Source organism: Cohnella hashimotonis (genome assembly GCF_030014955.1).
GTDB classification, from domain to species: Bacteria; Bacillota; Bacilli; order Paenibacillales; family Paenibacillaceae; genus Cohnella; species Cohnella hashimotonis.
Genome location: NZ_JAGRPV010000001.1, coordinates 335,215 through 359,696, shown reverse-complemented (window position 1 = coordinate 359,696; position 24,482 = coordinate 335,215). Strand labels below are relative to the sequence as shown.

The window sequence follows — 24,482 nt, the reverse complement described above, 5'->3', positions numbered from 1 at the left end:
GAAGGGGGCGCGACGAACCGTAGACACTTTAGTGTGGTTATCGGGGAGGCGGGAGCAGATTCAACGCTTGGGCGCGCGCGATCGCTTCCGTGCGCCTCTGCACCTGCAGCTTCTCGAAAATCCTTCGATTGTGCCCTTTGACCGTGTCCAGGGCCAAGAACAGCCGCTCGCCGATGTCCCGGTTGGAGAGTCCCTCGGCGATGAGGGCCAGCACCTCGAGCTCGCGCGGACTGAGCGGCTCGATCAAGCCGCCCTTCGCTCCCGGCTGGCAGTCCTGCCTCGCGCGCCGAAGACCGTCCTGCGCTTCGCGCAGCGCCGGAAGCGGCAGATCGCCGGCCAGCCGGAGCGCTTCTTCGTAGCTCGAGGCTGCCGCTTCCGGCTGGCCGTCCGCCTCCTCGATCTGGCCGAGTCCGATCCATGACAGGACCGCCATTAGCGTGTGGCCAAGCTGGTGGCTGTAAGAGACGACTTGGCGGTACGCCTGTCTGGCCCCCGCATAGTCTCCCCGCCGTTGGCACGCGACGCCAAGCATCCATGCGGCAGACGTCCGCACGGATAGCTGGTCCGGCCCAAGGTAAGCCAATGCGCGGCTGGACTGGGCGATCACCCGGTCCAATATCTCGGCGCTTGCGCTTGCCCCCGCATCCTTGACGGGCGCGATCAGTCCGATCAAGTCTTCGGTCTTGTCGTCCTGCGCCGACGCTTGCATGGTAGCTTCGGCTGACTGCAATTTGAGCTCGGAGCCGACCGGCGTCGCAGCCAGCGCGAGCGAGGCCACCGCGGCCCGGGTCGCGGCGATTACCCCGATCCAGTCCTGGACGCGGGCATCCTGAGGGGCGTCTTGGAACGCCGCTTCCGCGGCTCGCAGCTTGGGCTCAATATGCGTCGGCTTCCCCGCGATCAGCAGCGCCGATCCGTACATGACCCACAAAGCCGGCCTGGCGTCCAATTCGGCTCGAAGCAGCGAAGCCAGCCATTGCAGCGCGAGACCTGCAGCTCCGCGAAGATGCAGCGGCATCCCGTTGCCCTCGAGCAGCCGTGCGGCGCGGTCGATATCGGCCGCCTTCGCGGCATGGCCGAACGCTTCAAGCTCGAAGCCTTGCGCTTCATACCATGCGCTTGCTCGGCCATGCAATTCCGCGATGCCGCTCGCGTCCAGACGATCCTGCAGCTTTCTCTGCAAGGATTCGGCAAACAAGTGATGATATCGATACCACCGTCGTTCATGGTCCAGAGGGACGATGAACAAATTCTGGCGTTCAAGATCAAGCAGCCGATGGCGACCCGTTGCCTTGGGATCGGTCAGCAGCGCATCGCAAAGCGAACCGCACAGGCGGTCGAGGATGGAGGTGTGCACCAGAAAATCCTGAACGGCTTCGGGCTGCCGATGCAGAACCTCTTCGACCAGATAATCCAGCACGAATCGATGGCTGCCGGAGATCGACTGCATAAAGCGGTCCGACCCGCGGTCGCCCTGGATCGAGAGCGCAGCGAGCTGCAAGCCGGCGATCCAGCCTTCCGTGCGGGATTCCAGTACGCCTACTTGATCCGCGGGCAGACGAAGTCCCATGACGCCGTTCAGGAAGTCTTGGATCTCGGCCGATGTAAATCGCATGTCGGCCGCGCGCAATTCGGTCATCTGGTCCCGCGCCCGCAGCCGCGCCACCGGGATAAGCGGGTCCTCGCGGGTGACGATCGCCAGATGGGCATGTGCGGGCAGATGATCGAGCAAGAAAGCAACGGCAGCGTCGACGGGCATCGATGCCGCTGCGTGATAATCGTCCAGGACGAGAATGAACGGCGCCATGCCCGCCGTCTCCTCGACGAGCGCGGAGAGAACCGGCTCTATCGGCGGCGGCTCCGGCGATTGAAGCACGGCAAGGACGCCATGCCCGATCTTCTCCTCGATCGTCTGCAGGGACGCGATGAAGCAGGCCAGGAAGCGCGCGATCTCGCCGTCAGCTTCGTCCAAGGACAGCCATGCGGCCGGCCGCCCGCAATCGGCGATCCATTCGCCGGCCAGCGACGTTTTTCCGTAACCTGCGGGAGCGGAGATCAGGGTCAATTTGCGGTGCAAGCCCTGCTGCAGCTTATCGATCAGCCGCCGGCGAAGCACCGTGCCGGGGCGGCGCGGCGGCATATGAAATTTGGTGGCTAGTATCGTCGTCGACATAGTTATATCTTACCATCGGGGATGGCGTCATCAAAGAGCGGACTTGTCGGGGCAATCATAAAAAACCACTTCGGAGAGGAAGTGGTCGCGCTACAATTCATTTAGTTTAAGAAACATATTGAGGTAAGAGCCATTGACATTCAATTTGTTAAATTCGTATTTGTAATAGAATCCTATAGCACTTTTTAGCGATTCTACTGTAAGGAAAAGGCATCCGGATTGCTCTGATACTTCTTTAGCCGCAACCATCGCCGAGGAGAGAAGGTACGCCCCGAATCCTCTGTTTCTAAACCGCTGGTCAACGCCCATGTAATGTAATTTAATTGCGGGATAATATTTATATGACGGCAGTTCGTTTAAATTGTGTCGTCTACGTTTCTTTCTGCCTATCGTCATCATGTCGTTGTATAGCGTAAAATATCCGACAAGATTGTCTTCATCATCAAAAAATAACTTTGTTTTGGCAATCCCAAGGTTATGGAAAGACAAAGCCTCTTCTTGAAGAAATGCTCGGACGCTTGGTTCGTCGCTACATTGAAAATCCTCAATTTTGGTCATATATTTTTGATCGATGAAGTCCCACTCAAGCAAAATGATTACTTCCTTTTTTCTCTATGGTTACGAACCATTTCTCTAACCTTATCCATGCCTACCGACTCTGTTTTTTTTGTTTGAGTAGCATAGTCGATAAACTTTTGCTTTTCCTCAGAAGAGTTAAAACTTGCTTTGGTAGGACGTATGGGCTTCGTCGCAGCAGTAGGCATCTTTAATCTCCTCCCTTTTTTCACCGCTAGACACCTCCTAGAGTTGCTTACCCTAGAATGATGTCCATGTTTGTATCCTAGTAAACATTATGAGATACGCGATAGGAAATTATTTCAATTACTTATCTGCAATATATCACGTAATACTATATTCTACCATATATAAACGTAGTAAGTTTAGTAGAATTACCAATTCCGTGTTCTAGTACTTTCTTGGATCAAACTAACAACGCTTGAATCTGATACGAACACTCGCACGCCTCCACGAACGACTCGAACAGTTTAAAATTAGAAGCATCCGTCTCGTAGTTAAACGCGGGCGATTTGCTCCGTATCCGAGGTAAGCGGCAGCATGAACGGAATGCCGCCGGCTGGCCTTCGGACAATTACGCGAACCTTTTGCACGATTCCGCCTATTAATCCTAATAACAAAAAGAGCCCGCTGCGTGATGGGCTCTTCCGTTTAACCTATGCTTCTATGCTTGTTCGCGGCGATACCAGGGCAGCCTGGACAACGGCGCCTCCACTTCGACCGTGCACGGGCCACTCACGGAGCTGCCGTCGTCGCCCTGCCATGTCCCTTGCGGGAAGGCGACTTTTCGCGAGGTCGCTCCTTTTTCCAATACCGGCGCCGCCAAAATGTCGTTCCCCAGCATGAACTGGTCGGAGACGGTCTCGAAGCCGCCCTCCGGGAACGCGTACGCCATATGCCGCATGATCGGCTCGCCCGACGCCGCGGACTGCCGGACGAGCTGCTCGATCTCGGGTCCGAGCGTGCAGTGAAGCTTGGCGGCCTCCAGGCAATAAGCCAAGTGCCGTTCATCCAGCACTCGCCAGGGCGCCGTGGAAAACTGGATCATCGGGAACAGCGCCGAGCACTGCGCGTACCGCACGAACAGCTCCTGATCGACCTCGAAGTCGGGACGGATCAGGTCCTCGTACTGGCCGCCGCCGACCATGTCCGGGCAGTTGAACGCGTAGCCAACCAGCCCTTGCGCCAGGCCGTTCGGGATCAAGCTGGCGAGACCGTCCCCGATCCAGCTGTGATTTTTGTCGCTCAGGCGCTGGACGATCGGCTGGCCGGCCAGCTTCCAGCAGGCCCGGTATTCATTGAACGCATACCGGAGTCCCAGCCGCGCCCATGCTTCGCACTGCTCGTTCGGCGTCGCTGGCCTTGCGCCGACGTCCGAAGGCTTGTAGTACTGCGGATCTCCGGCATCCAGCTTGAATCCGTCGATTCCATACTTCTCGATAAGACGATCAAGCTGCCCGTTGAACCAGTTCAGGGCGCCCTCGTTCGTGCCGTCCAAGATCCCGCTGTAGCCGTTCCACCACTTGCGGATGACAGGCTCGCCGTCCGCTTCCCGCAGCAAAAACCCCTGCCGGTGAAGATACCGGAACACCTCCCCGTCGGGGCTGACGAACGGGCTGACCCACAGCATCACGCGAAACCCGAGCGCATGCAGCCTTTCGACCATCGCCCTGGGATCCGGGAAGCGCCCCGCATGGAACGTCAGCGTGCCGTAATCCTCGTGCCAATTGTCGTCGATCATCAGGATGCCGGACGGAAATCCGTTCGCGACGATCGCTTCCGCATAAGCCAGCACCTTCTCCTGCGTCGGTTCGTAGCTCATCTCCATCCAGGTATTGTACTGCGGCACGTTAAAAAACAGCGGATCCGGAGAGGCGCCCGACGCCGGAAAATACGTGCGCGCGGCATGACCGAACGCCTCCCGCAGATTTCCCCCGTTTTGCTCGATCTTGATCGTTCCCGCTTGCCCTGAGACGGTCAGCGCGCCGTCCTTGAAGGCGAAGTGGAACGGCGCTTCCGACCATACGCTCCTCCCCCGGCTGGAGAGCAGCAGCGGACTCGCCTGGTTATAGCCGGCATCGCCGTACAGATCTCTCCAGTGGTCGCGGCCGCCAAACGGCATCTGCACGCCATCGCTTACGGCCCCGCCCCACCAATATTCATTTTCCAGCAATGCGATGCGGATTGTCTCGTATTTCATATTTCCTCCTTAAGGGACGGCTTCGTACCTCGATATTACCGCCGGGCCTGTTGGGGGACAATCTTAAGTTTGTGCGCTATACTATAACAAAATTGACTTTGACGAAATGGGAGATAAATAGAAGATGGAGCCTTCCGTCTACGGATTTCGCCATGAAGAGCAATCGATGTTGACCGTCGATTCGATCGGCTGGCAGCACATCGCGAACGCCGGATACGCCTTCTCTGGCGATGACCGTCCGGACTGCGGACATGTCGTCTTCCAATATACGCTTAGCGGCGAAGGCTGGATCGAATACGAGCAGCGGCGGGTCCGCTTGCCGAAAGGGTCGGCGTTCCTTGTCCGGATTCCGGGCAACCACCGTTATTACTACGAGGAGAATGGCGCCCCTTGGGAAGTGCTCTGGCTTAATCTGCGGGGCGACGAAGCCAGCCGGATCTGGGATCTCGTCCTGGCGCAGGAAGGGGCGGTCATTCGCAGGGATGCGGACTCTCCCTTAATCTCGCAGCTGTGGAAGCTCTATCGGACTGTCTCCGAAGAGAAGATCACGGATAAGTACCGCTTGTCGGTCCTCGCCTACGAGTGGATGCTCGCGCTGCTCCAATCCAGCCGTGATGCGGGACGGGAAGTCAGCTCGAAGTCTCACACGCTGCTGCATGAAGCCAAGCGGCTGATGAAGGCGAACTTCGCTTCGCCCTTAACGCTGGATGCGATCGCCCGGGAGCTTGGAGTGAACAAATATCATTTTTGCAGACTGTTCCAAAAAGCCGAGCACACCTCGCCGCTTGCCTATCTGCGGGACAGAAGGGTTGAAGCCGCGATCGCGATGCTCCGAACGACGGATCTGCCGGTTCAGGAAGTGGGCAGGCGGTGCGGCTTCGACAGCCCCAGCTACTTCGGCAAGGTGTTCCGAGAATATATGAATATGTCGCCGGTCGCGTACCGGAACAAGAAGCTGGAGTTCCCGTACGATGCCATCTACTACGATTGACCTTGAGGGGTGCGAAAAGGAGACGATGACATGATCGAAGCCGCCGCCGAATACGGCACCTACGGCTTCCGCTTCGCCGATTCCCCGGAGCTGCCGTTATGCGGCTTATTCGCGGTCGGACGGGAGCGGGAGGTCAGCGCCGCGTATCGCTGGGACGGCCTGACGCGCGACGACGGGCCGCTCCTGCTCTTTCAGTACACGCTGGCCGGCCAGGGTGCCGTCGAGATCGGGGAGCGACGGGAAGACGTCCGCCCGGGCTCGGCCTTCCTCGTCGAGATTCCCGGAGACCATCGCTACTATCTGCCGGCGGACCATGCGGAGTGGACCTTTTATTTTCTGCTGTTCAGGCCGCGTCTCCTCCTCCCCGCCTGGGAGGCGATCAAGTCGAAGCTGGGAGATATCATCGAGCTGCCGTCAGGCAGCGCCCCGATCCGCAAGCTGCGGGCGATCTTCGAGGAAGCGCGCGGCGGCAAAATAACCGACCCGTTCACCGCTTCCTCCCACGTCTATCAATTCGTCATGGCGCTCGCCCGCTTCGCGTCGGCGCCAGACCGGGAATGGGACGCATGGCCGGATGCCGTCCGCGCGGCTGTCCGCTTCATCGACGCGAACTACGCCGAGATGGTCGGCCAATCGCAGCTGGCTGCCGAGTCGGGCTTGTCCAAGTATCACTTCCTCAGGACGTTCTCGCGTTATGTCGGCCAGACGCCCAACGATTATCTGAACCGCGTGCGCATCGAGCGTTCCGTCGAGCTACTCGGCCGGACCGACTGGAGCGTCGAAGCGATCGCTTCGGCCGTCGGGTACTCGAGCGGCAGTTATTTTATCAAAGTGTTCCGCAAGCTGACCGGCCAGACGCCGGGGCAGTATCGCGAAGGCCGCCAGCTCCCGTACAGCCGGCTGTTCTACGATTCGTGACGGACAGCAATTTTGTGCTATCCATCATCTGAAATTACGGTTCTCAGCAAGTTCCGTCGGCATTATGATGAGGACATGACCGCAATAATATCTCTTGTACAGGGAGTGTCTCCGCTTGCATCATCATCTGATCGCCCCGACGCCGCCCATGGGCTGGAACAGCTGGGACTGCTACGGCGCAGCCGTGACGGAAAAGGAAATCCGCGCCAATGCCGACTATATGGCCGCGCATCTGAAGGAATTTGGCTGGGAATACGTCGTCGTCGATATTCAGTGGTACGAGCCGGGCGCCGTCTCCTCGCAGTACCGTTCGTTCGTGCCGCTCGAGATGGACGAATATTCGCGGCTGATGCCCGCCGTGAACCGGTTCCCGTCCGCGGCGGACGGCCGGGGCTTCAAGCCGCTTGCCGACTACATTCATGATCTCGGACTTAAATTCGGCATCCACATCATGCGGGGCATCCCGCGCCAGGCCGCGCATGCCGCCACGGCGATCAAAGGCACATCCGACACCGCGCGCGATATCGCGCATCCGAACTCGATCTGCCCGTGGAACACCGACATGTACGGCGTGGACGCATCCAAGGAAGGCGCGCAGGCCTACTATGACTCGTTGTTCCAGCTGTATGCGCAGTGGGGTGTCGACTTCGTCAAAGTGGACGATATCGCCGCATCTCGGCTGTACGATACGCATCTGCCGGAGATCGCGATGATTCGGTGGGCGATCGACCGCTGCGGACGTCCGATGACGCTGAGCCTGTCGCCGGGACCGGCGCCGCTCGCTCACGCCGACTTCCTGGAGGCGAACGCCAATATGTGGCGGATGACCGACGATTTCTGGGACCTGTGGGAGCCGCTGCTCGACATGTTCGACCGCTGCGAGCAGTGGCAGGGCCGGACGGGACCGGGACATTGGCCCGACTGCGACATGCTGCCGCTCGGACACATCGGCATCCGCTCGGTCGACGGCGGCGGCGCGGACCGCTGGACGCGCTTCAGCAGGGACGAGCAGGTGACGATGATGACGCTATGGACGCTGTTCCGCTCGCCTCTGTTTTTCGGCGGCGAACTGAACGACAACGACGACTGGACGCTGTCGCTGCTCACGAACCGCGACGTGCTCGCCATGCATCGCGACGGAACGGACGCCAGACTGGTGTCGCGGGACGGGGACCGCATCGTCTGGACATCGAACGGGCCTGACGGCGTGCGCTATGTCGCGCTGTTTAATGTTGGCGACTCGCCGCTGCGGGTCGGCGTCGGGCTGGACGCGCTCGGCTGGCGCGGACGCGCCGACGACGCCAAGGCGTTCGATATGTGGGCTTCATCGGCGCTTGCGCCGGTTGGAGAGCGGCTCGAGCTGGAGGTCGCGTCGCATGGGGCGCGATTGGTGAGGTTGAGCTAGCGTGGGACTACGAGCTTGCCGGTTTTTGGGGTTGTTTTGGGTTTGAGAATAATCGAGTCTCGGACGTTGGCGTCCGGGACTCGATTTGTTTCTGGTTGAGACTTCTTGCGGCGGGATCGCCGCGTTCAGGCTGCGTTTGTTTCTGGTTGGGACCTCTTGCGGCAGGTTCGCCGCGTACGAGCTAAGTTTGTTTCTGGTTGAGACTTCTTGCCGCCTGCGTACACCCCTCGGGTTTAATCGGTTTTATGTCGTTGCCTAGTTTCATCAACCTAGTCTAGCAGAGCCGTTTGTCTCTTGTAATGATCCTCAATCACCATGCACGCCATTGCTTCGATCACAGGAACGATCCGGGGGCAAATACACGGGTCGTGCCTGCCGATCGTCGAGATCTCCCGCTCCCGGCCATCCGCGTCAACGGTCCTTTGCGCGGTAGAGATCGATGATGTGGGCTTGACGGCGACTCGGAACACAATGTCCGAGCCGGTACTGATGCCGCCGACGATGCCGCCCGCATGGTTTGTCAGAAAGCCGCCCGCATCCATCTGGTCGTTGTGCTCGCTCCCCCGCATCGAAGCAGCCTGAAAGCCCGCTCCGAATTCAATTCCCTTGATCGCGCCGACAGACAGCATCGCTTTCGCAAGCTCCGCGTCCAATTTGTCAAACACAGGCTCTCCGAGCCCCGCCTCGACGCCGCCGATCCTGCACTCCACGATTCCCCCGCAGCTGTCCCCTTCCGCAGCTAATCGTTCCACTTGTTCGATCATGCGTACCGCCGCTTGAGCGTCGCACGCCCGCACGATATTGCGATCGATCGCATCCGCATCGAAGGTTTCGCACCGGATGCCGCCGATCTCGGTTGTATACGCCAGGACGGACACGCCTCTTCTCTCCAACAGCTTGCGCGCAACTGCGCCGGCCGCTACCCGCGCTGCCGTCTCTCTCCCGGAAGCCCTGCCGCTCCCCCGGTAGTCGCGAATGCCGTACTTCTTTTCGTAGGTAAAATCCGCGTGTCCGGGCCGAAACATGGCTTTAAGATCGTCGTATGCCGAAGGGATCATGTCCGTATTGTCGAGCATGATGCATAATGGCGTCCCCGTCGTTCGACCTTCAAAGACGCCTGACAAAATGCGAATTTTATCGTATTCCTTTCGCGGAGTCGTGACCGAGGACTGCCCCGGCTTCCTTCGGTCCATTTGAACCTGAATGTAAGCTTCGTCAAGCTCGACGCCCGGCGTAACGCCTTCCACAATGACACCGACAGACACGCCATGCGACTCCCCGAACGTCGTCATTTTCAAGCGTTCCCCGAACGTACTTCCGGCCATGCCGCCGCCTCCCCGACTCGTTAAGATTTCTTCTCTTTGAGTTTAGGGCTATACTTGCAATAAATGAAATCAGAATAATCGACGTTTGTCATAGAGAGGAACGATATCAAATAATCGCAAATATGGAATGGTATCGCATTTTCTTGCAGGCCGCAGAAACTTCCAACCTGACCAAAGCCGCGCAAAACCTTCATATGACGCAGCCTTCGGTAAGCTACGCGATCAAGCAGCTTGAAGAGGCGCTCGGGATTGGGCTGTTCGACAGACTGTCCAAAGGGGTCCGGTTGACTTCGGAAGGACAAGCCTTATACCGCTATGTACGGCAAGCATTCGCCGAACTCGATGCGGCAGAGCGGCATATGAAGCAGCTGAAGCAATTCGAGGAGGGCCGGCTGCGGATTGGCGCAAACGGGGCGATCGTCAAAGACTTCCTTCTCCCCTCGCTAGACGCTTTTCATGCCCGATATCCCGCTGTCCGTATTCAGCTCTCGCAAGAACGGACCGGCAGAATCGTGGAAAGGTTGAAGGAGGGCTCGCTGGACCTCGGCTTCGTTCATTTGCCCGTAGAGGACGAAGAAATCCAAGTAGGCGTCTCCCATGCTTCGCCGTATTGCGCTGTCGCAGGAAGCGTGCATGCCGATTGGGCCGAGGAGACGCTATCGATGGAGCGGCTTGCGGAGCTCCCTCTTCTGATGCTGTCTCCCGGCAGCTCGTCCCGGCTGTTTATCGAAAGATGGTTCCAATCGCATGGGATCCAGGCCGAAGCCGACTTCGAGCTGAGCAGTCTTGAGATGCTCGCGGAATTCGCGGAGCGCGGTTATGGCGTAGCCTTCGTCCCGAAAGCCTTCATCGCTTCCCGCGTTGCAAGCGGCTCATTACTGGCGCTGAACACACAAGTTCCGCTGCCGGCAAGGCACTTCGGAATGGGCTTGCGCAAGGATTCGGCGCCTTCGCTCGCAGCCAAAGCCTTTATGGATATGCTGGATGACTGACCCCGGCGCACGCCGATTCTCTGAGCTTCCGGCCGCGGCGCGCGGCTATATCGCCTTCGTCGAAGAGACGACCGGCGTCAAAGTCGGATGCGTGTCCGTAGGGCCCCGAAGAGAGCAGACGGTCTGGATCGACTAGGCAAGGCTAGACTCACGGCATCAACCAGATATCCTAATAACCGTCACCGAATGCTTCGGAAACTCGTAAGCGAATGCCGGCCGATCGACCGTGAATGTCTTCGTGCGCGGCGCGATTCTGGCCGGTTGTTCGAACGAATTCTCGTCTTCGAGACCGTGGCCGCTAAGCTCATGGACTTCCGCGACGAGCGGACGGCCGCTCTCCACGCCCTCGAACGCCAGCTCCACGGTCTCGGACTCGCAGCGGACGTTGACGACCTTCACGATGATGTCGCCCGTCGTTTCCTCCAGGCTCGCCGAATAATATAGAGGCTCGATGTACGGGATATGGTCCTCCGTCTCCCCGACCACGACTCCGTCGATAGAGGCGACGATTTTTCTCCCCGTAACGCGAAGCGCCAGATCGTACTCCACGCCGTTCTGCACCTCGAACAGACTTTGAGTGAGTACCGAACCTTTGCCGCCGATGACGGAGTGGATCAGGGAATCCTGGTTCTGCCAGCCGCCGATGTCCCACTGCAGATGCTGCCGGTCGTCGGCCCAGTCGAAGTAAACGGCAAATCCCCATTGACCGCCGTCCGTTTTTTTGGCTTTGAGCGAGAGCGTATAGTCCTCCCAATGAGTGGCGCCTAGCATGGCGGTCTGCTTGTCTCCCGCGCCCGTTCGGTCAAACGCCGTATCCGCAAAGGAGAGGGTCTCGCCCGTCGCATGATTGATCAATCGGATCGAGGTGTACTCGACCACGTTCGCGTTCGCGCCAAATCCAATCCCGCCGCGGATCGGCGTCACTTCCCGATAGGGCTCGGAAGGCTTCAAGCCGGAGGCCTCGACCGGAAGCAAGTAGTCGCCTTGATGGTGCATGAACAGCTGCTGCACGTAATAATTCGCGGTTCCGAACGCCTCGCGGTTGTTGAACCAGATCAGATCGGGCTTCCAATTCACGTAATCGACGTTGCAGAGCAGCGGCGCGTAGCACGCCAGACCGACCGCATGCGCGCTCCGCTCCAGCCCGGTCATGAACGCGGCTTCCGCCAACGCATTTAGATAAGCATTTCCCCAGGAAGCATATTCGCCCAGGAACACCTTCGGCTCTTCCGACTTGAAGCTGTCATACCGACGGACGTTGGCCAGAAACCACTCCGGCGATTGGTAATAGTGCTCGTCCACCAAGTCCGACCCGTTCTCCCTGGCAGAGCGCCAGCCGCGTTCGTACTCGCCGCCCGCGGCGAAGGGGCCGCTGGAATTAATGATTTTAATTGCCGGATGCTTGTCCTTGATGGCCTTGTGGAAGTGCGCGTACCGTTCGAAAAACGGCGCGCCGACCTCTTCGTTCCCGATTCCGATATATTCGAGATTGAAGGGTGCCGGATGCCCGAGCTTCGCTCGGATGCTTCCCCATTCGGTCGACGCGTCGCCGTTCGCGAATTCGATCAGGTCGAGCGCGTCGTCGATCCACGGACCCAGCGCCTCGATCGGCACGATTCGCTTGTGATGCGGATCGTAGCCGGCGGGCAGGATCGGAATCGGCTTTGCTCCGATGTCTTCGCAGAATTGAAAGTATTCATAATAACCGAGTCCAAGCGTTTGATGATACCGCCAATTGTTGCGCCTGGGGGGACGCTGCGCGACGTCGCCGATCGTATTTTTCCAGCGGTACATGGAATCCCGGTCTTCCGCATTCAACGAGCCGTCATGCACCAGGCACCCACCCGGAAACCGCATGAACTTCGGCTTCAGGTCGCCCAGCAGCTGCGCGATATCCGCGCGAAGTCCGTTCGGCCGGTCGCGGAACGTCTTCGCGGGAAACAGGGACACCATATCCAGATACAGCTTGCCCGTTCCTCCGGTCACGATCGTCAGCCAGCTGCCGAAGTCGGTTGCGCTCGCAGCAAGCACGGTCTCGTAGCGCTTCCATTCGGCGGATTCGACCTGGATGACGGCTTCCGCACGGACCGTCCCGTCTTCGCTCTCGACCGCAATGCGCACGGGCTCCGCGAAGGAGGCGTCCCGCCTTGCATAGACCGAGAACCGATACTGCTCGCCGGCACGGACGGGAATGCCGGTATTGAAGCCCTGATTGGCGATGCCGACGCCATCCCCTGCCTCTATAATGTCGATGGCCGCATAATGCGTATTGCGATCATTAATCGGATGCGCATCTTCGACGGTTAGCGTCGCCTTGCCCGCGCCGCGCTCGATTTTTTCCCAGCCCGTCAGCGCGCGATAGTCCGGATGATCGATCGGATCGAACTCGAAGGAGCGATTGCGGACCAGCTCGGCGTACAGCCCGCCGTCCGCGGCGTGATTGAGATCCTCGAAAAAGATGCCGAACAGGTCGCCCAGCGGCGTTCCTTTTTGTTGCGTGTTTATCGTCAATTTGCCTGGAATGGTCATCTGAGATTCGCTCCTTAACGTCATTTGCCGTATGCGTATGCGGCCAACAGGCGGGCGCAATCGCCTGTGCGAAGCTGGAGAACGCCGCCGTGGCGCAGACCGGCCGGACACGCAAAGCGCGTTCTATTTCCTAGAATCTCATCTTTTATTTACAGCGTAAATGATCGATGATCGAGAAAAACCTGATCGATGATGCGAAAATGAATGCCGTTAAAGGCCATGCTGCGGATATGCAAACAGCCCAATTCGTCCGATCGGACGAATTGGGCTGCCGTAGATGATTCTCTTTATTGCTCGTCCGCGCTGGGGCCGTAAATGCCGGGGATCGGCACATCGAGCAGGCGGAGATAAACCGTCAATTGACCGCGATGATGATAGCAGTGGTTAAGAAGCGTCGAGCGAACCTGCTCGTATCGCGAGGTCGAGACGATCGCCGTGCCGCCAAGCGTCCAGCTGAAGGGATGCTGGAGTTCGTCGTCACTCCACTCGCGGATCTTGCCGGCCGCTGCCGCGGTGGATCGCTCCAAAAGCGTCAAGATTTCCGGGACGGATGCGGCTTCGGGCAGCGGAACGGTCGGCACTTCATGGGACGATGAAGCCAGCATCGAGGCCACAGTCTCGGGCATGCCCGCCAAATGCAGTGCAAGCTGTCCCAATGACATAGACTTGGCATGCGGCCTCCAAGCCAGGCTTGCTTCGGGAATCATCTCGATGAGACGGCGGGTAGACGCTGCTTCCCGGTGCAGTTCTTCCTCTAACAGTTGGATCAGGCTCATTAATCGGGTCCCTCCTTTGTCCTAGCCCGATTATACGACAAGCCCGAGCGCGTCATTTCTTTCCGATTGCTCGTTTTTTAATAGAGGAACCTCAGCCAATTTAATTTTGAATTCATTTACATAAACGGCAGTGCCCGTCATATCGATTTGCTCTCCGTTAACTACAGTGACGCTCACGCTTCCGTCTTTTCCGAGCTCCTGGCCCTGTTCGATCAGAAGGTTTAGTTCCGGCTCCGGCTTAATATACTTCGCATAGTAAGCGCCCATGACGCCCGATGCCGTCCCCGTCACAGGGTCCTCCACCGTACCGGAAAATGGCGACGAAAAGTGGCGGGCATGCATATCGGCGCGGGAATCGTGAGTTTCAAAGCAAAAGGGATGGACGGAGGCGTTCGGCATTTCCTTTAAGATGAACGGGAACTGTTTATTGTCGGGCTTCATTCGTTTGAATGCGGACAGGGTCTTGATTGGAACCAACAGCGTCCAGGTCCCGGTACTTCCGTAGATGGTCGGCCATTCTGTCTCTATGTCCCGCTCGCCGATTCCCATCGATAGGGCCAGTTCTTCTAGCGAACCCTTGAAAGCCTGAAACTGAGGAGCCGCTTGCCGCATTGTAATATAGAGTTCATTCGTTGCATCAAAACGGATGGGCAAAATTCCCGCTTTCGTTTCGATCGTCAAATTGCGCTTGTCGCCCAACATGCTTCTCGTTTTTAACGCATATAGCGTCGCCATCGTCGCGTGTCCGCAGAGATTGATCTCATGTCCCTGCGTAAAATAACGGATTCTCAAATCCGCTGCATCAGAAGGAAGCGGGAAGGCCGTTTCGTTAAATCCGACTTTCCGTGCCGCCTCCAGCATCTGCTCGGCCGTCAGCATCTCCCCGTCCAGTACGACGCCAGCCGGATTTCCTTTGTTCGGAATACGGCTAAATGCATCATAATGGTACACTGTCACTTCTCTCACGAGTTCGCCTTAAGTTTTGACCACCTCTTATTTATAACTTAACGCAAGGCGTTACGTAACAAAAACGAGGAACGGCTGATTGCCGACCCTCGTTTCTGATGCCGTAGCGATATGCCCTAACCCTCGTACTGCTCGTCGCTCACATGCTCCAACCACTCGACAGCTTTGCCGTCCAGCCGTTCCTGAATGGCGATATGCGTCATCGCCGTCGTCGGCGAAGCCCCGTGCCAGTGCTTCTCGCCGGGCGGGAACCAGACGACGTCGCCTGGACGAATCTCCTCGATCTCGCCGCCCCAGCGCTGTACGCGTCCTTTGCCTGCCGTCACGATGAGCGTCTGTCCGAGCGGATGCGTATGCCATGCGGTCCGCGCGCCCGGCTCGAAGGTCACGCTGGCGCCGGCTCCCCGTGCGGGAGCGGCCGCTTCGAACAGCGGATCGATGCGTACCGTCCCGGTAAAGTAATCCGAAGGACCTTTGCCGGATGGCTGCTCCCCCGCTCTTCTTATCTCCATGTCTGCTCTCCTCCGTCCGAATCGGGATCTCCTTCATAACTTAGTCGAACCCATTTGAATAGTCAACTCATGTCTATTATTATATAATCGACTGCGCCGGTTTCAATGGTCAATCCGCTGGGATCTGTTCAAAGATGAACACATCGGCGGAAAGTGTTAAGTATGTCGGGGAAAGCTAGGTGAAAGATTATGGCGAAAACGGACCGTAGAATCGCGAAGACGCAGGAGGCTTTGAAAAAAGCCGTCATCGAGCTGATGACCGAAAAGAATTTCGACGACATCACCATTCAGGAGATCGCGGACCGGGCGGACGTCAACCGCGGGACCATTTATCTTCATTACCAGGACAAATTCGATCTGCTCGACCGACTCATTGAATCGCACATGAACGAAATGAGCGAGATGGACGATTGGGCATGCGAGCTGGAATGGAAGGACGCGCTCGTCCCTTATTTTGAATACTTTGAAAAAAATTATTTGTTTTTCTCGACGATGCTGGCCAGCAAAGGCGCCCCGTCTTCGTTCAGAACCCGGCTGCTGAATTCGTTTATGGAAGGCTTCAAGTGCGAGATCGACCGGGACAGCGGCAAAAATACGGACCTGACGGACGATGTCATGCTCCAGTATGCCGGTACCGCCTATGTCGGCATCATTGAATGGTGGATTAAAAACGGCATGCCCCATCCGCCGCGCGTCATGGCGCAGCAAGTCGGAACGCTGCTGGGGAGAAGTCTGTAATCGGTCGAGAGGCCCCGAGCCCCATACGGCGACGCTCGTCGGCACGCTCCGTGCCCGCATATCGTCGCCCGCGTCGATCCTTCGCCGTAAAACCTGCAAATATACATCCATTTCTGCCGGTGTCGGCCCTTTTGGACATAAAAGATGCAAAAACGGTTACTACTTAGGTCAACTAAAAGTAAAAGTGCCGCGGAGTGCCGCCGAAAGGGAGGGGAGTATGGGGAGTTGTTGCTTGAGAAGTGTGGAAATGAAGGCGCGCACGCGCGCGAAAACTTTTGCACCTTGCTCTGTACGAAAGCAGCCTGAAACTTTGTCTTTGACTTTCACCATGCGAATATCGCGTTCGGCCTGGTTGTTGTCAAAGGGCGCCTTGGCATCATAAAGAAAGCGGAGAATGGCGTCCTTGTAACTCAGGAACCGCTGTCCCAAATTCGCCGCTTTGCTTTTCGTTTTTCGGCCTCTCGGGCCGGTTTTGGGGCGAACAGGATCTTTGGACCATTCAAGTTCACCTTGTTTTAGAATTTCGTCGTACTGTTGCTGCATCTGCTGGATGTGTTCCTGTCTCAAAGGCTCACCTCGTTTTCGGTGGTCCGAAGCTGTCTTCCAGCTTTCCTGCAGCAACGTTTTCATCCGCGTCGACCAGGTATGCTTGTCATGCTCGCTTATCCCCTGGCATTCACGAAGCAGATGGGCGCAGCAGAGCGAGTGGGAGAAGGAGAATTCATCTTTAAAGTAAGCGCCGTAGCTGTCATGCATCACCGTTCCCGTGTAAGTAGACAAGATTTCTCCTGCTTTCATGCCCACACTTCCGCGGCTGGGATGAACGGTAAATAGCGTGTAATCGGCAGTGGAGGCGGTATGTAGCCAGTGCTCGTGATCTTGGACACCAAAGCCCGTTTCGTCGCAATGCAGATAGTCGCTTTTCAGCAGCGCCTCGCGCACGCATTGCTCAGCCGGTGCTAGGCGGTGATGCATGACTTTTAGGTACGACAAGAGCGTCGCATCGCTCGGACGGTAACGGGTCAAATCGGCAAAGAGTTGCCCAATACGCGCAAGCGGAATCATTTGAAACGCGCTCAAATACGCGGTCCAGGCTGCGAATCCGTCGCCGTATTGTGTGGCAGCATTCACGCCCTCAGGAAAGAGGGCGCGCTGCGTACGCCGACAATGCGGACAACACTTTTTCTCTGCGCGATACTCGGTGACCACAACGCGTGGTGCAGGCAGGTCAAAAACCTGACGTCTCTCGTAGTCCAAAGACGGCACGGCTTCGAGCGACGCCTGACAAGCGCCGCAGACGGATATGGTTTGATGAACGACGTGATCCGGCACTTCAGCGAAGAGCAACGTATGTCCGTCATGGCCCTTTGGCGCTCCCTTTTTTCCGCCGGGCTGCCGCGAGTTGGTCGGCTTGCGGAAACCGTCACTTGAAGGCGGTTTGCTGCTATTGCGGGAGTTTTGGCCAAGCTGACGTTCGAGGTCTTTGATTCGGTTTTCAAGCTTCTCGATTTTAGCGGTATACTGCGCGATTGTAGCGGTAAACTGATCGACCAGCGATGTAATGAACGCCTCGATGGTCTCAGGATCACTATGACTGATCTGCTTGATGAGTTTCTTATCTATCATCCGGCTCCCCCGTTTCTGAACGCATAGGTATAATCTTTTACACCTATATCCAGAAAACTAAAAGGGCGGACCTAAGTAGTAACCAAAAACGCAGTTATTTTCCTCCACCGGCCGGATTTCCGGCTTGCGTTTTCAATTTACCTGCATATTTGCAGGCATTTCCTCCGATGTCTCGGGTCGGTTGAAAATACATGTACAGATGCCGTTTTTTCGATCCACCGAACGCTCGCTTACCTGTCCACGATTCGCTGCCGCCGAGTCGGGTGCCGATTTTTTGAAAACAGGCCTATTCGAACCGGATCTCGTCGATCGTAAAGTTGCCCGTAAACGCGCTATGCTTAAACTTAATGGCCGTCGCCTTGTCGAAGCCCGCGAAGTCGGCCAGCGGGATTCGGATCGTTTGATAAGCGGTCGTGGCGGTGACTGTCTTCGTCCCCTCGGCCCCGCCTGCATCCCACATCGTCACGTTAAACGAGGCGCCGTTCGTGGCGCTCTTCACGACGTATACGAGGTAGGTGTAGGCGGACAGATTGACGTTTGTCTCGGCTGCGCTGAACGTGGAGTCCCACCAGCTGACGCCGCTGAGCGTCAGCTCGGAACCGTTGCTCGAGATGCTGCCGTCTCCCCAATAACCGCCCCCCATGTCATTTTTCAGCTGCGTGTTGTACTGGGAAGCATTATCGTAATTGTCGAAAATAAGCGGCGTCGTGCCGCCTCCGCCGCCGCTGGCGCTCACGACGATGCGGTCGATATCGGGCGCATAGCCGGTCGGCTGGGAAAACAGCAGCGTATTGGCGCCCGCCTGAAGATGCACGGTCGTCGTCTTCGCGGCGACCGTCGTCCAGCCGCCGGAGCTCGGGAAGCTGATCGACGCGCCCGCGCCGCCGTTCACGCTGAGCGAGGCCGAGCGGCTCGCGTCTCCGTTCAAATAATAGATTGTCAACGTATAATCGCCGGCGGCAGGCGCCGTGACGCCGTTGAACCGCAGCGTGCCGCTGCCGTTGCCCACGTAGCCGACCTTGCTCCCGCCGGAGCAGGTCGCGCAGCTCGAGACGGCGGCCGGGCTGACAAGCGTGTTGCCCGAAGCTTCCGCTTCATAGGAGGTCGTGCCGGTCGGCGTTGGGGTCGGGGTTGGTGTCGGTGTCGGTGTCGGTGTTGGCGTCGGGGTCGGCGTTGGTGTCGGCGTTGGTGTAGGTGTTGCCGTCGGTGTCGGCGTCGGTGTCGGCGTCGGTGTCGGCGTTGGTGTCGGTGTCGCCCCGCCGGTCAGTGGCGGATCGGCCAACGTCGTGGAGGTCGTGGCGCTCGCGGTTACATGGAAGCCCGACAACGTCAGCCAGCCGCTGCGGTTCGCATCCTGCCGCGTGTTCGCGAAGCGGACCGTCTTGCCGTTCGATAGCGGGTTGACGACGCGCATGACCAACTTGTAGTCTCCGGCAGCCAGATTGTGGCTCGCGCTGAAGGCAAAGCTGTAATCCGCGCCGCCCGGCTGCACGCTCTTCAGATTCCAGTTCGCCGAACCGAGCGACTTGACCCAGACGTCGGAGGCGTTCAGCACACCGAACTCGACCGGCCAGTTGTAGTAGAACGGCGCCACGCCCTTATTTTGCAGCTTGACGTTGACCGTCAGCGAGGATGCCGGCGAATCGGGCAGCTGCACGCCGGAGTTGTACAGCGTGTAGCCCAGCATCTTGTGCGCGCGCAGCGCGTTGGCCGTGGCGGTCGCGCTCGGGAGCGTCGACTTGTAAACCTTGTCGTACATGAGCCAGGAGGCATGCGTCGTCTCGACCGAGGTCTGGAAGTTCTGACCGTTCTGGTTGGGCCAGGTCTGCCAGAAGTTCGTGTCCTGCTGGAGCGGCGGATAGAGCTCGCCCCCGATCGGATGCGTCTGCCAGATGTTTTGCAGGTTATTCTGGGTGATGAGACTCCAGAAATCCCAGGTCGTCTGGGTCAGCGTCTCCCAGGCGAACGAATCGTCATGGTAGCCGAAGGCGTTTTTTAGCGTCGACGTGCTGGCGGAATAGGGGTAACGGGCCAGGACCTGCGTCGTGTGAAACGCGTCTTTAAATGCAGTGAGCAGCCCGTCCATGTTCGTCTGGTTCATCTGCCAGTCGTTCGGGGCGGCATTGTAGGGCCACGTATGCCATTCGCCCCAGAAGCCGTACAGACCCGTCGTCACGAAGCCGATACGCGGATCGCCGTCGTAACGGGCGCCGAGCGCGGCGACGAACTGGCGAAGCGCCGTGTTCAGGTTGGCGTCGTTCCAGTCGGGCGCCAGACTGTGCGTCGACGAGTCGTGGTTGCCGTTCTGGTCGTAATCGCGCGTCAGCAGACCGCCGTTGATCAGAAATTGCGGAATGCCGGTCGTGCGTCCCGGATAGTCGACGTAGACCCGGAAGGCGGCTTGGTTCCCCCGGCTCGCGATATCGTTAAGATAGGCATCCAGCGGCGCCCAATTGTATGTGTTGGAGCCTGTCATGAGGTCCCGCAAAGAAACGTAGAACCACTCCATGCTGTGCGGGAAGCTGTTGTTCGGATCGACGCTTTCGGAAGGCTGCTTGGAAAAGGGCAAAAAGCCCTTCAGCGGATTCTGCTCCAGCCCCGGCTTGTTCGGGTCGTACGTCTGTGCCTGCCATTCGCCCGAAGCGGCGGCATGCGGCAGCCGGAGATTCATAAGCAGCATTGTACCGATCAGCACAAAAACAAGCATAATGAGCGCCGGCTTTGCGGGCCTTGCGAGTGTTGCGTTCGACATTACATCGTTCACTCCTGTTCGAGTAGGTTATGTTGCTGAAGCGACCGGCGGGCCTGCCCGCCGTCCCTGCTCCTCGCCTCCTCTCCGGTACGGCTTCGCTTCTGCGTTCCGATAGATCGCAACGCCGACGCAAACGAACGGAGCCGCGCCCATAAGCCTCGCAAGCCTGCGTAAGCGCTTACGATATCATCATAAATCACACGTTTTGCATGCTGATAGGCCCCGATTTTAAGATTGGAACCATCTTTTTTAGATCTGCTTTTCAGGAGCAGGCGTTATCCGATAAACAAAAACAAAGGCTGTCTCCCAGGTCACATGATGACCTTTGAGACAGCCTTCCGGCGGATGTGGGGCAGCGCTGGATTGTCGTGCTACCGTACGGCAGCACTTTGCGATTGCTGCGCAGGAGATGCTGAACTCGCGGACCGCACAAGACCCATCGCCTTCTATACAAGAGGCGATGCCGACTTCGCGGACCGTCAAGGGCCCATCGCCTCCTATATGAGAGGCGATACCGACTTCGCGGGCCGCCAAAGGCCCATCGCCTTCTATACGAGAGGAGATTCCAACTTCGCGGACCGCAAAAGATCCATCGCCTCCTATACAAGAGGCGATGCCGACACCGCGGCCGACGCAGCCGGACACTGGATGCATTATTTACTCAAAATCACGGCTATCGGCGATGTTGCGGACGCAGCGTTCGTTAATGCGGCTAATGAGGCGAGTTTTCTGAATTACCCTCCCACCGGCCTCTCAACAACCGCCTTCACTCCGCTTCCTCCTCCTGCACCTGCCAGATCAGCTCCGCGCACAGTCCGCCCCGCTCGGAGTGGCTGAGGAACAGCCCGGAGCTTTTGCCGAACAGCAGCATGAGCCGCTGATGCACGTTCTGCAAGCCGGAATCGATCTGGTCGCTCGGCGCCGTACGGATCTTCGTCTGCAGCGCCTCCAGCTGCGCCGGCGCAAGGCCCGTGCCGTTGTCGTCGACAGTAAGGCGCGCGAGGCCGCCATCCTCCAGCCTGCCCCGGATGCGAACGGTCCCGTACTTCACGGGCTTCCGGAACGCATGCACGATCACGTTCTCGATCAACGGCTGCAGCGACAGACGGGGGATCTCCATCTTCAGCATCGCCGGATCGATATCGATCTCGTACTCGAAGTCGTCCGTCAGCATGCGGTGAATGTCCAAGTAATTTTCGATCAGATTGAGCTCTTCCTGAATGGTCGCAAAGCTGCTGCTGAGCTTGGTCGTGTAGCGGTAATACCGGCTCAAATTCATCGTCATCGAAACGGCCGCTTCTTTTTCCTCAAGCTCCACCATGCTCTTGATATACGCCAGCGTGTTGTAGAGGAAATGCGGATTGATCTGCGACTGCAGCTGCTTGACGTTCGCTTCCTTCGTCCGAATCTGCTCCTTCAGCACGTCCTCGATCAGCTCTTCGATTCTTGCGGCCATCGAGTTGAACTTTTGATAGACGTACCGGAACTCTCCCTTGGGCGGATCCTTCATCCGGCTCGTATAGATGCCCTTCTCGATGAAGTTCATGCCCTGCATCAGCTTGCGGAACGGAATGCGGATGCTCCGGTACAGCAAAAAGCTCAGGATGCAGGCCATAAACAGCATCATGCCGCTGATCGAGTAGAACATCGTCTGGCTGCGCTTGATCGGAGCCATAATCGTGTCGATCGGCACGTAGTCTACCAGATACCAGCCCAGCGGCTGCACCATGTCCATATGAACCTGGTACGTGCCCCCGCTCGTCCGGATGAGCAGCGGCTCGAAGCCCTCTTCCGTGGCGACCGGATCCAGCTCGGGCAGCAGCTCCCGGATTAAAGCCTGATTCGCCGTATAGTTGTAGATCGGAGAATCGCCCGGCTTGTATAAAAAGGGATCCTCCAGCCCGTTGCTTTTCATCTCGGACAGATCGCTCTTGATCTCGCCTTCGTCCACTTTGGCGACGACCGTCAGATCCGCCTCTTCTTCTCTGGCGCTTTTGGCCGGATTGGAGATCGTCTCGATAAAATAGGCATTGCCCTTCGAGCTCGACCGATAGCTCCAGAAGCCGTCTTTGTCAGGCAGCTCTGCAGGCACGGCGCCCAGACTGGAATTGCTCTTGATCACCACCCCCGTCTTCGGGTAGACGACCGCGATGATGCCCTTCCACCTTCCGTAGCCCGCCAGCCTGCTGATTTCCTCGGACACGGTCTTAAGCGTGCGATAGTATAGCAGATCGTCGTTCAGCAGGTCCGGGTAGGCCAGATTACGGACTTCCGTGCTCTCGTACAGCATCTTCTGATAGGAATCGTATTGGGCGAACATTTGACCGAGCTGCCCGACGAACGTCTCGACCTGCGTGCGCTTCGCCTTCACGATCTCCCTTGTCAGGACGCTGGAGCTCGTATGATTCGAATAGGCGTACAGCGCGATGATCGGGGTCAGCAGAAGCAGCAAGGCGAGTACCATATTGGTGAAAATGCTGGATTTCACTTCGATCCCCCCCAATCCGCGCGGGAGGTCTGTGCAGCCCGAAAATCTGCGTATTGTCGCTTAAGCTCCGCCCATACTTTATCGTAACCGGCCTTTTTCAGCGCCTCCATCGAGCCCGGAAACGCCTGGTCATAGCCGACGATGCCCAGATTGATCGGCAGGAACTTTTCGTTGTACACCGCGAGCACTTTGGCATACTCTTTTTTGACCGGTTCCTGGTTGAAATGAAAGCCGAATATTTTCGATATTCGCGCGTTGTCGTCGTTATGCAGCATATCCTCCACGACGGAATCGTCCACGTTGGTCGTCGGCATGAAGTAATTTTTGTTGCGCCACATCCACTCGTACATGAACTGATCGTTCGTAAGCAGCTGGATTTTATCGTTTTCGATGCGATAGTCCTTGCCTTCCAGGCCGTAGATGATGAAATTGTAGTGCTCCTTGCTCTGCAAAATCCAGTTCATAAACTGCATGGCACGCTCCGGATGGAGGGCCTTGGTCGGAATCATATAGGCCTCGTTGGAGGGCGCCACGATGTATTTCGGTTTGTCCGGCGCCAAGTAGTATTCTCTCAGTATGGCCTCGGGGTCCGCGTTCTGCACCGTCTGCAGGTTCTCCATCGCCCGGGAGACGGCACCCACGCGGAACAGCAGCCTGCCCGCGTCCTCCTGATCGATGTTGGCCGCCTTGTTGCCGGCGAGGCGCTTGTCGATGACGCCGATGTCCACCCACCGTTTGCGTACCTGGGCGACCTTCTTGTACAAATCGGATTCCAGATAATCGACCAGCTCGCCCGTATTCTCATTCACGGCGAACATCTGATTTTCATCCAGGAAGGTAAGCGGCTGATCCGACAGCTCCCGCCACAGGACGTCCTGGCCGCGGTCGTTCTCCAAATACCCGTAGTAGCTCGGATCCCGAGCATGCATTTTCGTATAAAAAGCTTCTAGATCGGCGATCGTCCGGATCTCCTTCATGCCGACCGACTCCAGCAGATCCTGGCGCACCATCACCGACGTGAATTTGCCCGCTGAAGTAAACGCCTGCGAAGGAATCGCCCACAGGCTGCCGTCCATCTCGTACTGCTTGAAGTTGTCCGCCGGGATGTTCGTCGTCAGATCCGGTCCGTACGTCTGAAGCAGCGTATCCAGCGGCCGGATATAGCCCTTCGTCTTGTAATCCGACACGAACGACGTGCCGTACCAGAACAAGTCGTAGTTCTCTCCGGTGGACAGCGCCAGCTCGACCTTGGATTGATAGTCCGCCCAGGGGATATACGTCAATTCCAGCTTGATGTTCAGCTCCTGCTTCAAGCGCGCGTTCAGCTCGTTGTCGACGAACTCCCGCATGCGCGCCGACTCGTCCCCCGGCATGATCATGCTTAACGTGACGTAAGGCTGCGGCGCATCCGCGCCTGTTGACTCGCCATGCTCCGGCGCGCCTTTGCAGGCCGAGGCAACCGCGACCCACGCGACAAACGAAAATAGCAGCAAAATTCGATGGATGGTTTTCATC

Annotated in this window: 19 protein-coding genes; 6 read left to right on the top strand and 13 right to left on the bottom strand. The window is 57.8% G+C overall.

Translation table 11 applies throughout. The annotated features are described in order from the left end of the window. Nucleotides 1-37: 37 nt before the first annotated feature. The 4 genes from KB449_RS01455 to KB449_RS01440 all read right to left on the bottom strand — a co-directional run bounded on the left by KB449_RS01455 (nt 38) and on the right by KB449_RS01440 (nt 4,949). Nucleotides 38-2,173: a winged helix-turn-helix domain-containing protein gene (locus KB449_RS01455; RefSeq protein ID WP_282906655.1), complete on the bottom strand. Its 2,136-nt coding sequence runs from the start codon at nt 2,171-2,173 to the stop codon at nt 38-40. Between the two features lie 90 nt (nt 2,174-2,263). Beyond that, on the bottom strand, nt 2,264-2,764 hold the full coding sequence (locus KB449_RS01450) for a GNAT family N-acetyltransferase (protein ID WP_282906654.1): 501 nt from the start codon (nt 2,762-2,764) through the stop codon (nt 2,264-2,266). A gap of 5 nt (nt 2,765-2,769) precedes the next feature. After that, nucleotides 2,770-2,961 (bottom strand): hypothetical protein, encoded by a 192-nt coding sequence (locus KB449_RS01445; protein ID WP_282906653.1) that lies wholly within the window; start codon nt 2,959-2,961, stop codon nt 2,770-2,772. 452 nt (nt 2,962-3,413) lie between these two features. Next, nucleotides 3,414-4,949: a glycoside hydrolase family 31 protein gene (locus KB449_RS01440; protein WP_282906652.1), complete on the bottom strand. Its 1,536-nt coding sequence runs from the start codon at nt 4,947-4,949 to the stop codon at nt 3,414-3,416. 124 nt (nt 4,950-5,073) lie between these two features. On the opposite strand from KB449_RS01440, the gene KB449_RS01435 reads away from it, so the two are divergent. The 3 genes from KB449_RS01435 (at nt 5,074) to KB449_RS01425 (ending at nt 8,263) form a co-directional block, all read left to right on the top strand. After that, nucleotides 5,074-5,940, top strand: a complete 867-nt coding sequence (locus KB449_RS01435) for a helix-turn-helix transcriptional regulator (RefSeq protein WP_282906651.1) — start codon at nt 5,074-5,076, stop codon at nt 5,938-5,940. Nucleotides 5,941-5,970: 30 nt separating this feature from the next. Continuing rightward, nucleotides 5,971-6,858, top strand: coding sequence for an AraC family transcriptional regulator (locus KB449_RS01430; protein ID WP_282906650.1), 888 nt, complete (start codon nt 5,971-5,973; stop codon nt 6,856-6,858). 115 nt (nt 6,859-6,973) lie between these two features. After that, nucleotides 6,974-8,263: a glycoside hydrolase family 27 protein gene (locus KB449_RS01425; RefSeq protein WP_282906649.1), complete on the top strand. Its 1,290-nt coding sequence runs from the start codon at nt 6,974-6,976 to the stop codon at nt 8,261-8,263. A gap of 269 nt (nt 8,264-8,532) precedes the next feature. Here the strand turns inward: KB449_RS01425 and aroC are convergent, their stop codons facing one another. After that, a complete protein-coding gene (gene aroC, locus KB449_RS01420; RefSeq protein WP_282906648.1) occupies nt 8,533-9,588 on the bottom strand; it encodes a chorismate synthase in 1,056 nt (351 codons plus the stop codon). Nucleotides 9,589-9,710: 122 nt separating this feature from the next. On the opposite strand from aroC, the gene KB449_RS01415 reads away from it, so the two are divergent. Both KB449_RS01415 and KB449_RS01410 read left to right on the top strand, forming a co-directional pair. After that, nucleotides 9,711-10,580: a LysR family transcriptional regulator gene (locus KB449_RS01415; protein WP_282906647.1), complete on the top strand. Its 870-nt coding sequence runs from the start codon at nt 9,711-9,713 to the stop codon at nt 10,578-10,580. After that, the gene (locus KB449_RS01410) at nt 10,573-10,716 is read left to right on the top strand and encodes an adenylosuccinate synthetase (protein ID WP_282906646.1); all 144 of its coding nucleotides are present in this window, start codon (nt 10,573-10,575) and stop codon (nt 10,714-10,716) included. Before KB449_RS01415 ends, KB449_RS01410 begins: the two co-directional genes overlap by 8 nt. A gap of 20 nt (nt 10,717-10,736) precedes the next feature. Here KB449_RS01410 and KB449_RS01405 read toward each other — a convergent pair whose 3' ends face one another. From KB449_RS01405 to KB449_RS01390, 4 genes are all read right to left on the bottom strand, one after another. Then, complete coding sequence (locus tag KB449_RS01405; protein WP_282906645.1) at nt 10,737-13,109, bottom strand: alpha-L-arabinofuranosidase C-terminal domain-containing protein; 2,373 nt, start codon at nt 13,107-13,109, stop codon at nt 10,737-10,739. A gap of 287 nt (nt 13,110-13,396) precedes the next feature. Then, nucleotides 13,397-13,885 carry a DinB family protein gene (locus tag KB449_RS01400; protein ID WP_282906644.1) on the bottom strand — a complete coding sequence of 163 codons (489 nt, stop codon included), beginning with the start codon at nt 13,883-13,885 and terminating at the stop codon, nt 13,397-13,399. Nucleotides 13,886-13,915: 30 nt separating this feature from the next. After that, entirely contained in the window at nt 13,916-14,851 is a 936-nt protein-coding gene (locus tag KB449_RS01395) for a PhzF family phenazine biosynthesis isomerase (RefSeq protein ID WP_282906643.1), read from the bottom strand. A gap of 116 nt (nt 14,852-14,967) precedes the next feature. Then, nucleotides 14,968-15,363, bottom strand: coding sequence for a (R)-mandelonitrile lyase (locus KB449_RS01390; RefSeq protein ID WP_282906642.1), 396 nt, complete (start codon nt 15,361-15,363; stop codon nt 14,968-14,970). Nucleotides 15,364-15,552: 189 nt separating this feature from the next. On the opposite strand from KB449_RS01390, the gene KB449_RS01385 reads away from it, so the two are divergent. Continuing rightward, a complete protein-coding gene (locus KB449_RS01385) occupies nt 15,553-16,101 on the top strand; it encodes a TetR/AcrR family transcriptional regulator (protein WP_282906641.1) in 549 nt (182 codons plus the stop codon). A 168-nt stretch (nt 16,102-16,269) separates the two neighbouring features. Here the strand turns inward: KB449_RS01385 and tnpC are convergent, their stop codons facing one another. The 4 genes from tnpC to KB449_RS01365 all read right to left on the bottom strand — a co-directional run bounded on the left by tnpC (nt 16,270) and on the right by KB449_RS01365 (nt 24,481). Then, the gene (gene tnpC, locus KB449_RS01380) at nt 16,270-17,727 is read right to left on the bottom strand and encodes an IS66 family transposase (RefSeq protein WP_282906640.1); all 1,458 of its coding nucleotides are present in this window, start codon (nt 17,725-17,727) and stop codon (nt 16,270-16,272) included. 286 nt (nt 17,728-18,013) lie between these two features. After that, entirely contained in the window at nt 18,014-20,479 is a 2,466-nt protein-coding gene (locus KB449_RS01375; protein WP_282906639.1) for a DUF4832 domain-containing protein, read from the bottom strand. Between the two features lie 766 nt (nt 20,480-21,245). Then, nucleotides 21,246-22,967 (bottom strand): sensor histidine kinase, encoded by a 1,722-nt coding sequence (locus tag KB449_RS36390; protein ID WP_282906638.1) that lies wholly within the window; start codon nt 22,965-22,967, stop codon nt 21,246-21,248. Further along, nucleotides 22,964-24,481 carry an ABC transporter substrate-binding protein gene (locus KB449_RS01365; RefSeq protein WP_282906637.1) on the bottom strand — a complete coding sequence of 506 codons (1,518 nt, stop codon included), beginning with the start codon at nt 24,479-24,481 and terminating at the stop codon, nt 22,964-22,966. The genes KB449_RS36390 and KB449_RS01365 overlap by 4 nt, the downstream gene beginning before the upstream one ends. Between the last annotated feature and the right edge of the window lies 1 nt (nt 24,482).

Excerpts from the sequence above, each read along its gene's own strand:
- KB449_RS01455 (WP_282906655.1), bottom strand. The coding sequence starts at position 2,173 with ATGTCGACGACGATACTAGCCACCAAATTTCATATGCCGCCGCGCCGC.
- KB449_RS01440 (WP_282906652.1), bottom strand. The coding sequence starts at position 4,949 with ATGAAATACGAGACAATCCGCATCGCATTGCTGGAAAATGAATATTGG.
- KB449_RS01435 (WP_282906651.1), top strand. The coding sequence starts at position 5,074 with ATGGAGCCTTCCGTCTACGGATTTCGCCATGAAGAGCAATCGATGTTG.
- KB449_RS01430 (WP_282906650.1), top strand. The coding sequence starts at position 5,971 with ATGATCGAAGCCGCCGCCGAATACGGCACCTACGGCTTCCGCTTCGCC.
- aroC (WP_282906648.1), bottom strand. The coding sequence starts at position 9,588 with ATGGCCGGAAGTACGTTCGGGGAACGCTTGAAAATGACGACGTTCGGG.
- KB449_RS01415 (WP_282906647.1), top strand. The coding sequence starts at position 9,711 with ATGGAATGGTATCGCATTTTCTTGCAGGCCGCAGAAACTTCCAACCTG.
- KB449_RS01410 (WP_282906646.1), top strand. The coding sequence starts at position 10,573 with ATGACTGACCCCGGCGCACGCCGATTCTCTGAGCTTCCGGCCGCGGCG.
- KB449_RS01405 (WP_282906645.1), bottom strand. The coding sequence starts at position 13,109 with ATGACCATTCCAGGCAAATTGACGATAAACACGCAACAAAAAGGAACG.
- KB449_RS01400 (WP_282906644.1), bottom strand. The coding sequence starts at position 13,885 with ATGAGCCTGATCCAACTGTTAGAGGAAGAACTGCACCGGGAAGCAGCG.
- KB449_RS01390 (WP_282906642.1), bottom strand. The coding sequence starts at position 15,363 with ATGGAGATAAGAAGAGCGGGGGAGCAGCCATCCGGCAAAGGTCCTTCG.
- KB449_RS01385 (WP_282906641.1), top strand. The coding sequence starts at position 15,553 with ATGGCGAAAACGGACCGTAGAATCGCGAAGACGCAGGAGGCTTTGAAA.
- tnpC (WP_282906640.1), bottom strand. The coding sequence starts at position 17,727 with ATGATAGATAAGAAACTCATCAAGCAGATCAGTCATAGTGATCCTGAG.
- KB449_RS01375 (WP_282906639.1), bottom strand. The coding sequence starts at position 20,479 with ATGTCGAACGCAACACTCGCAAGGCCCGCAAAGCCGGCGCTCATTATG.
- KB449_RS01365 (WP_282906637.1), bottom strand. The coding sequence starts at position 24,481 with ATGAAAACCATCCATCGAATTTTGCTGCTATTTTCGTTTGTCGCGTGG.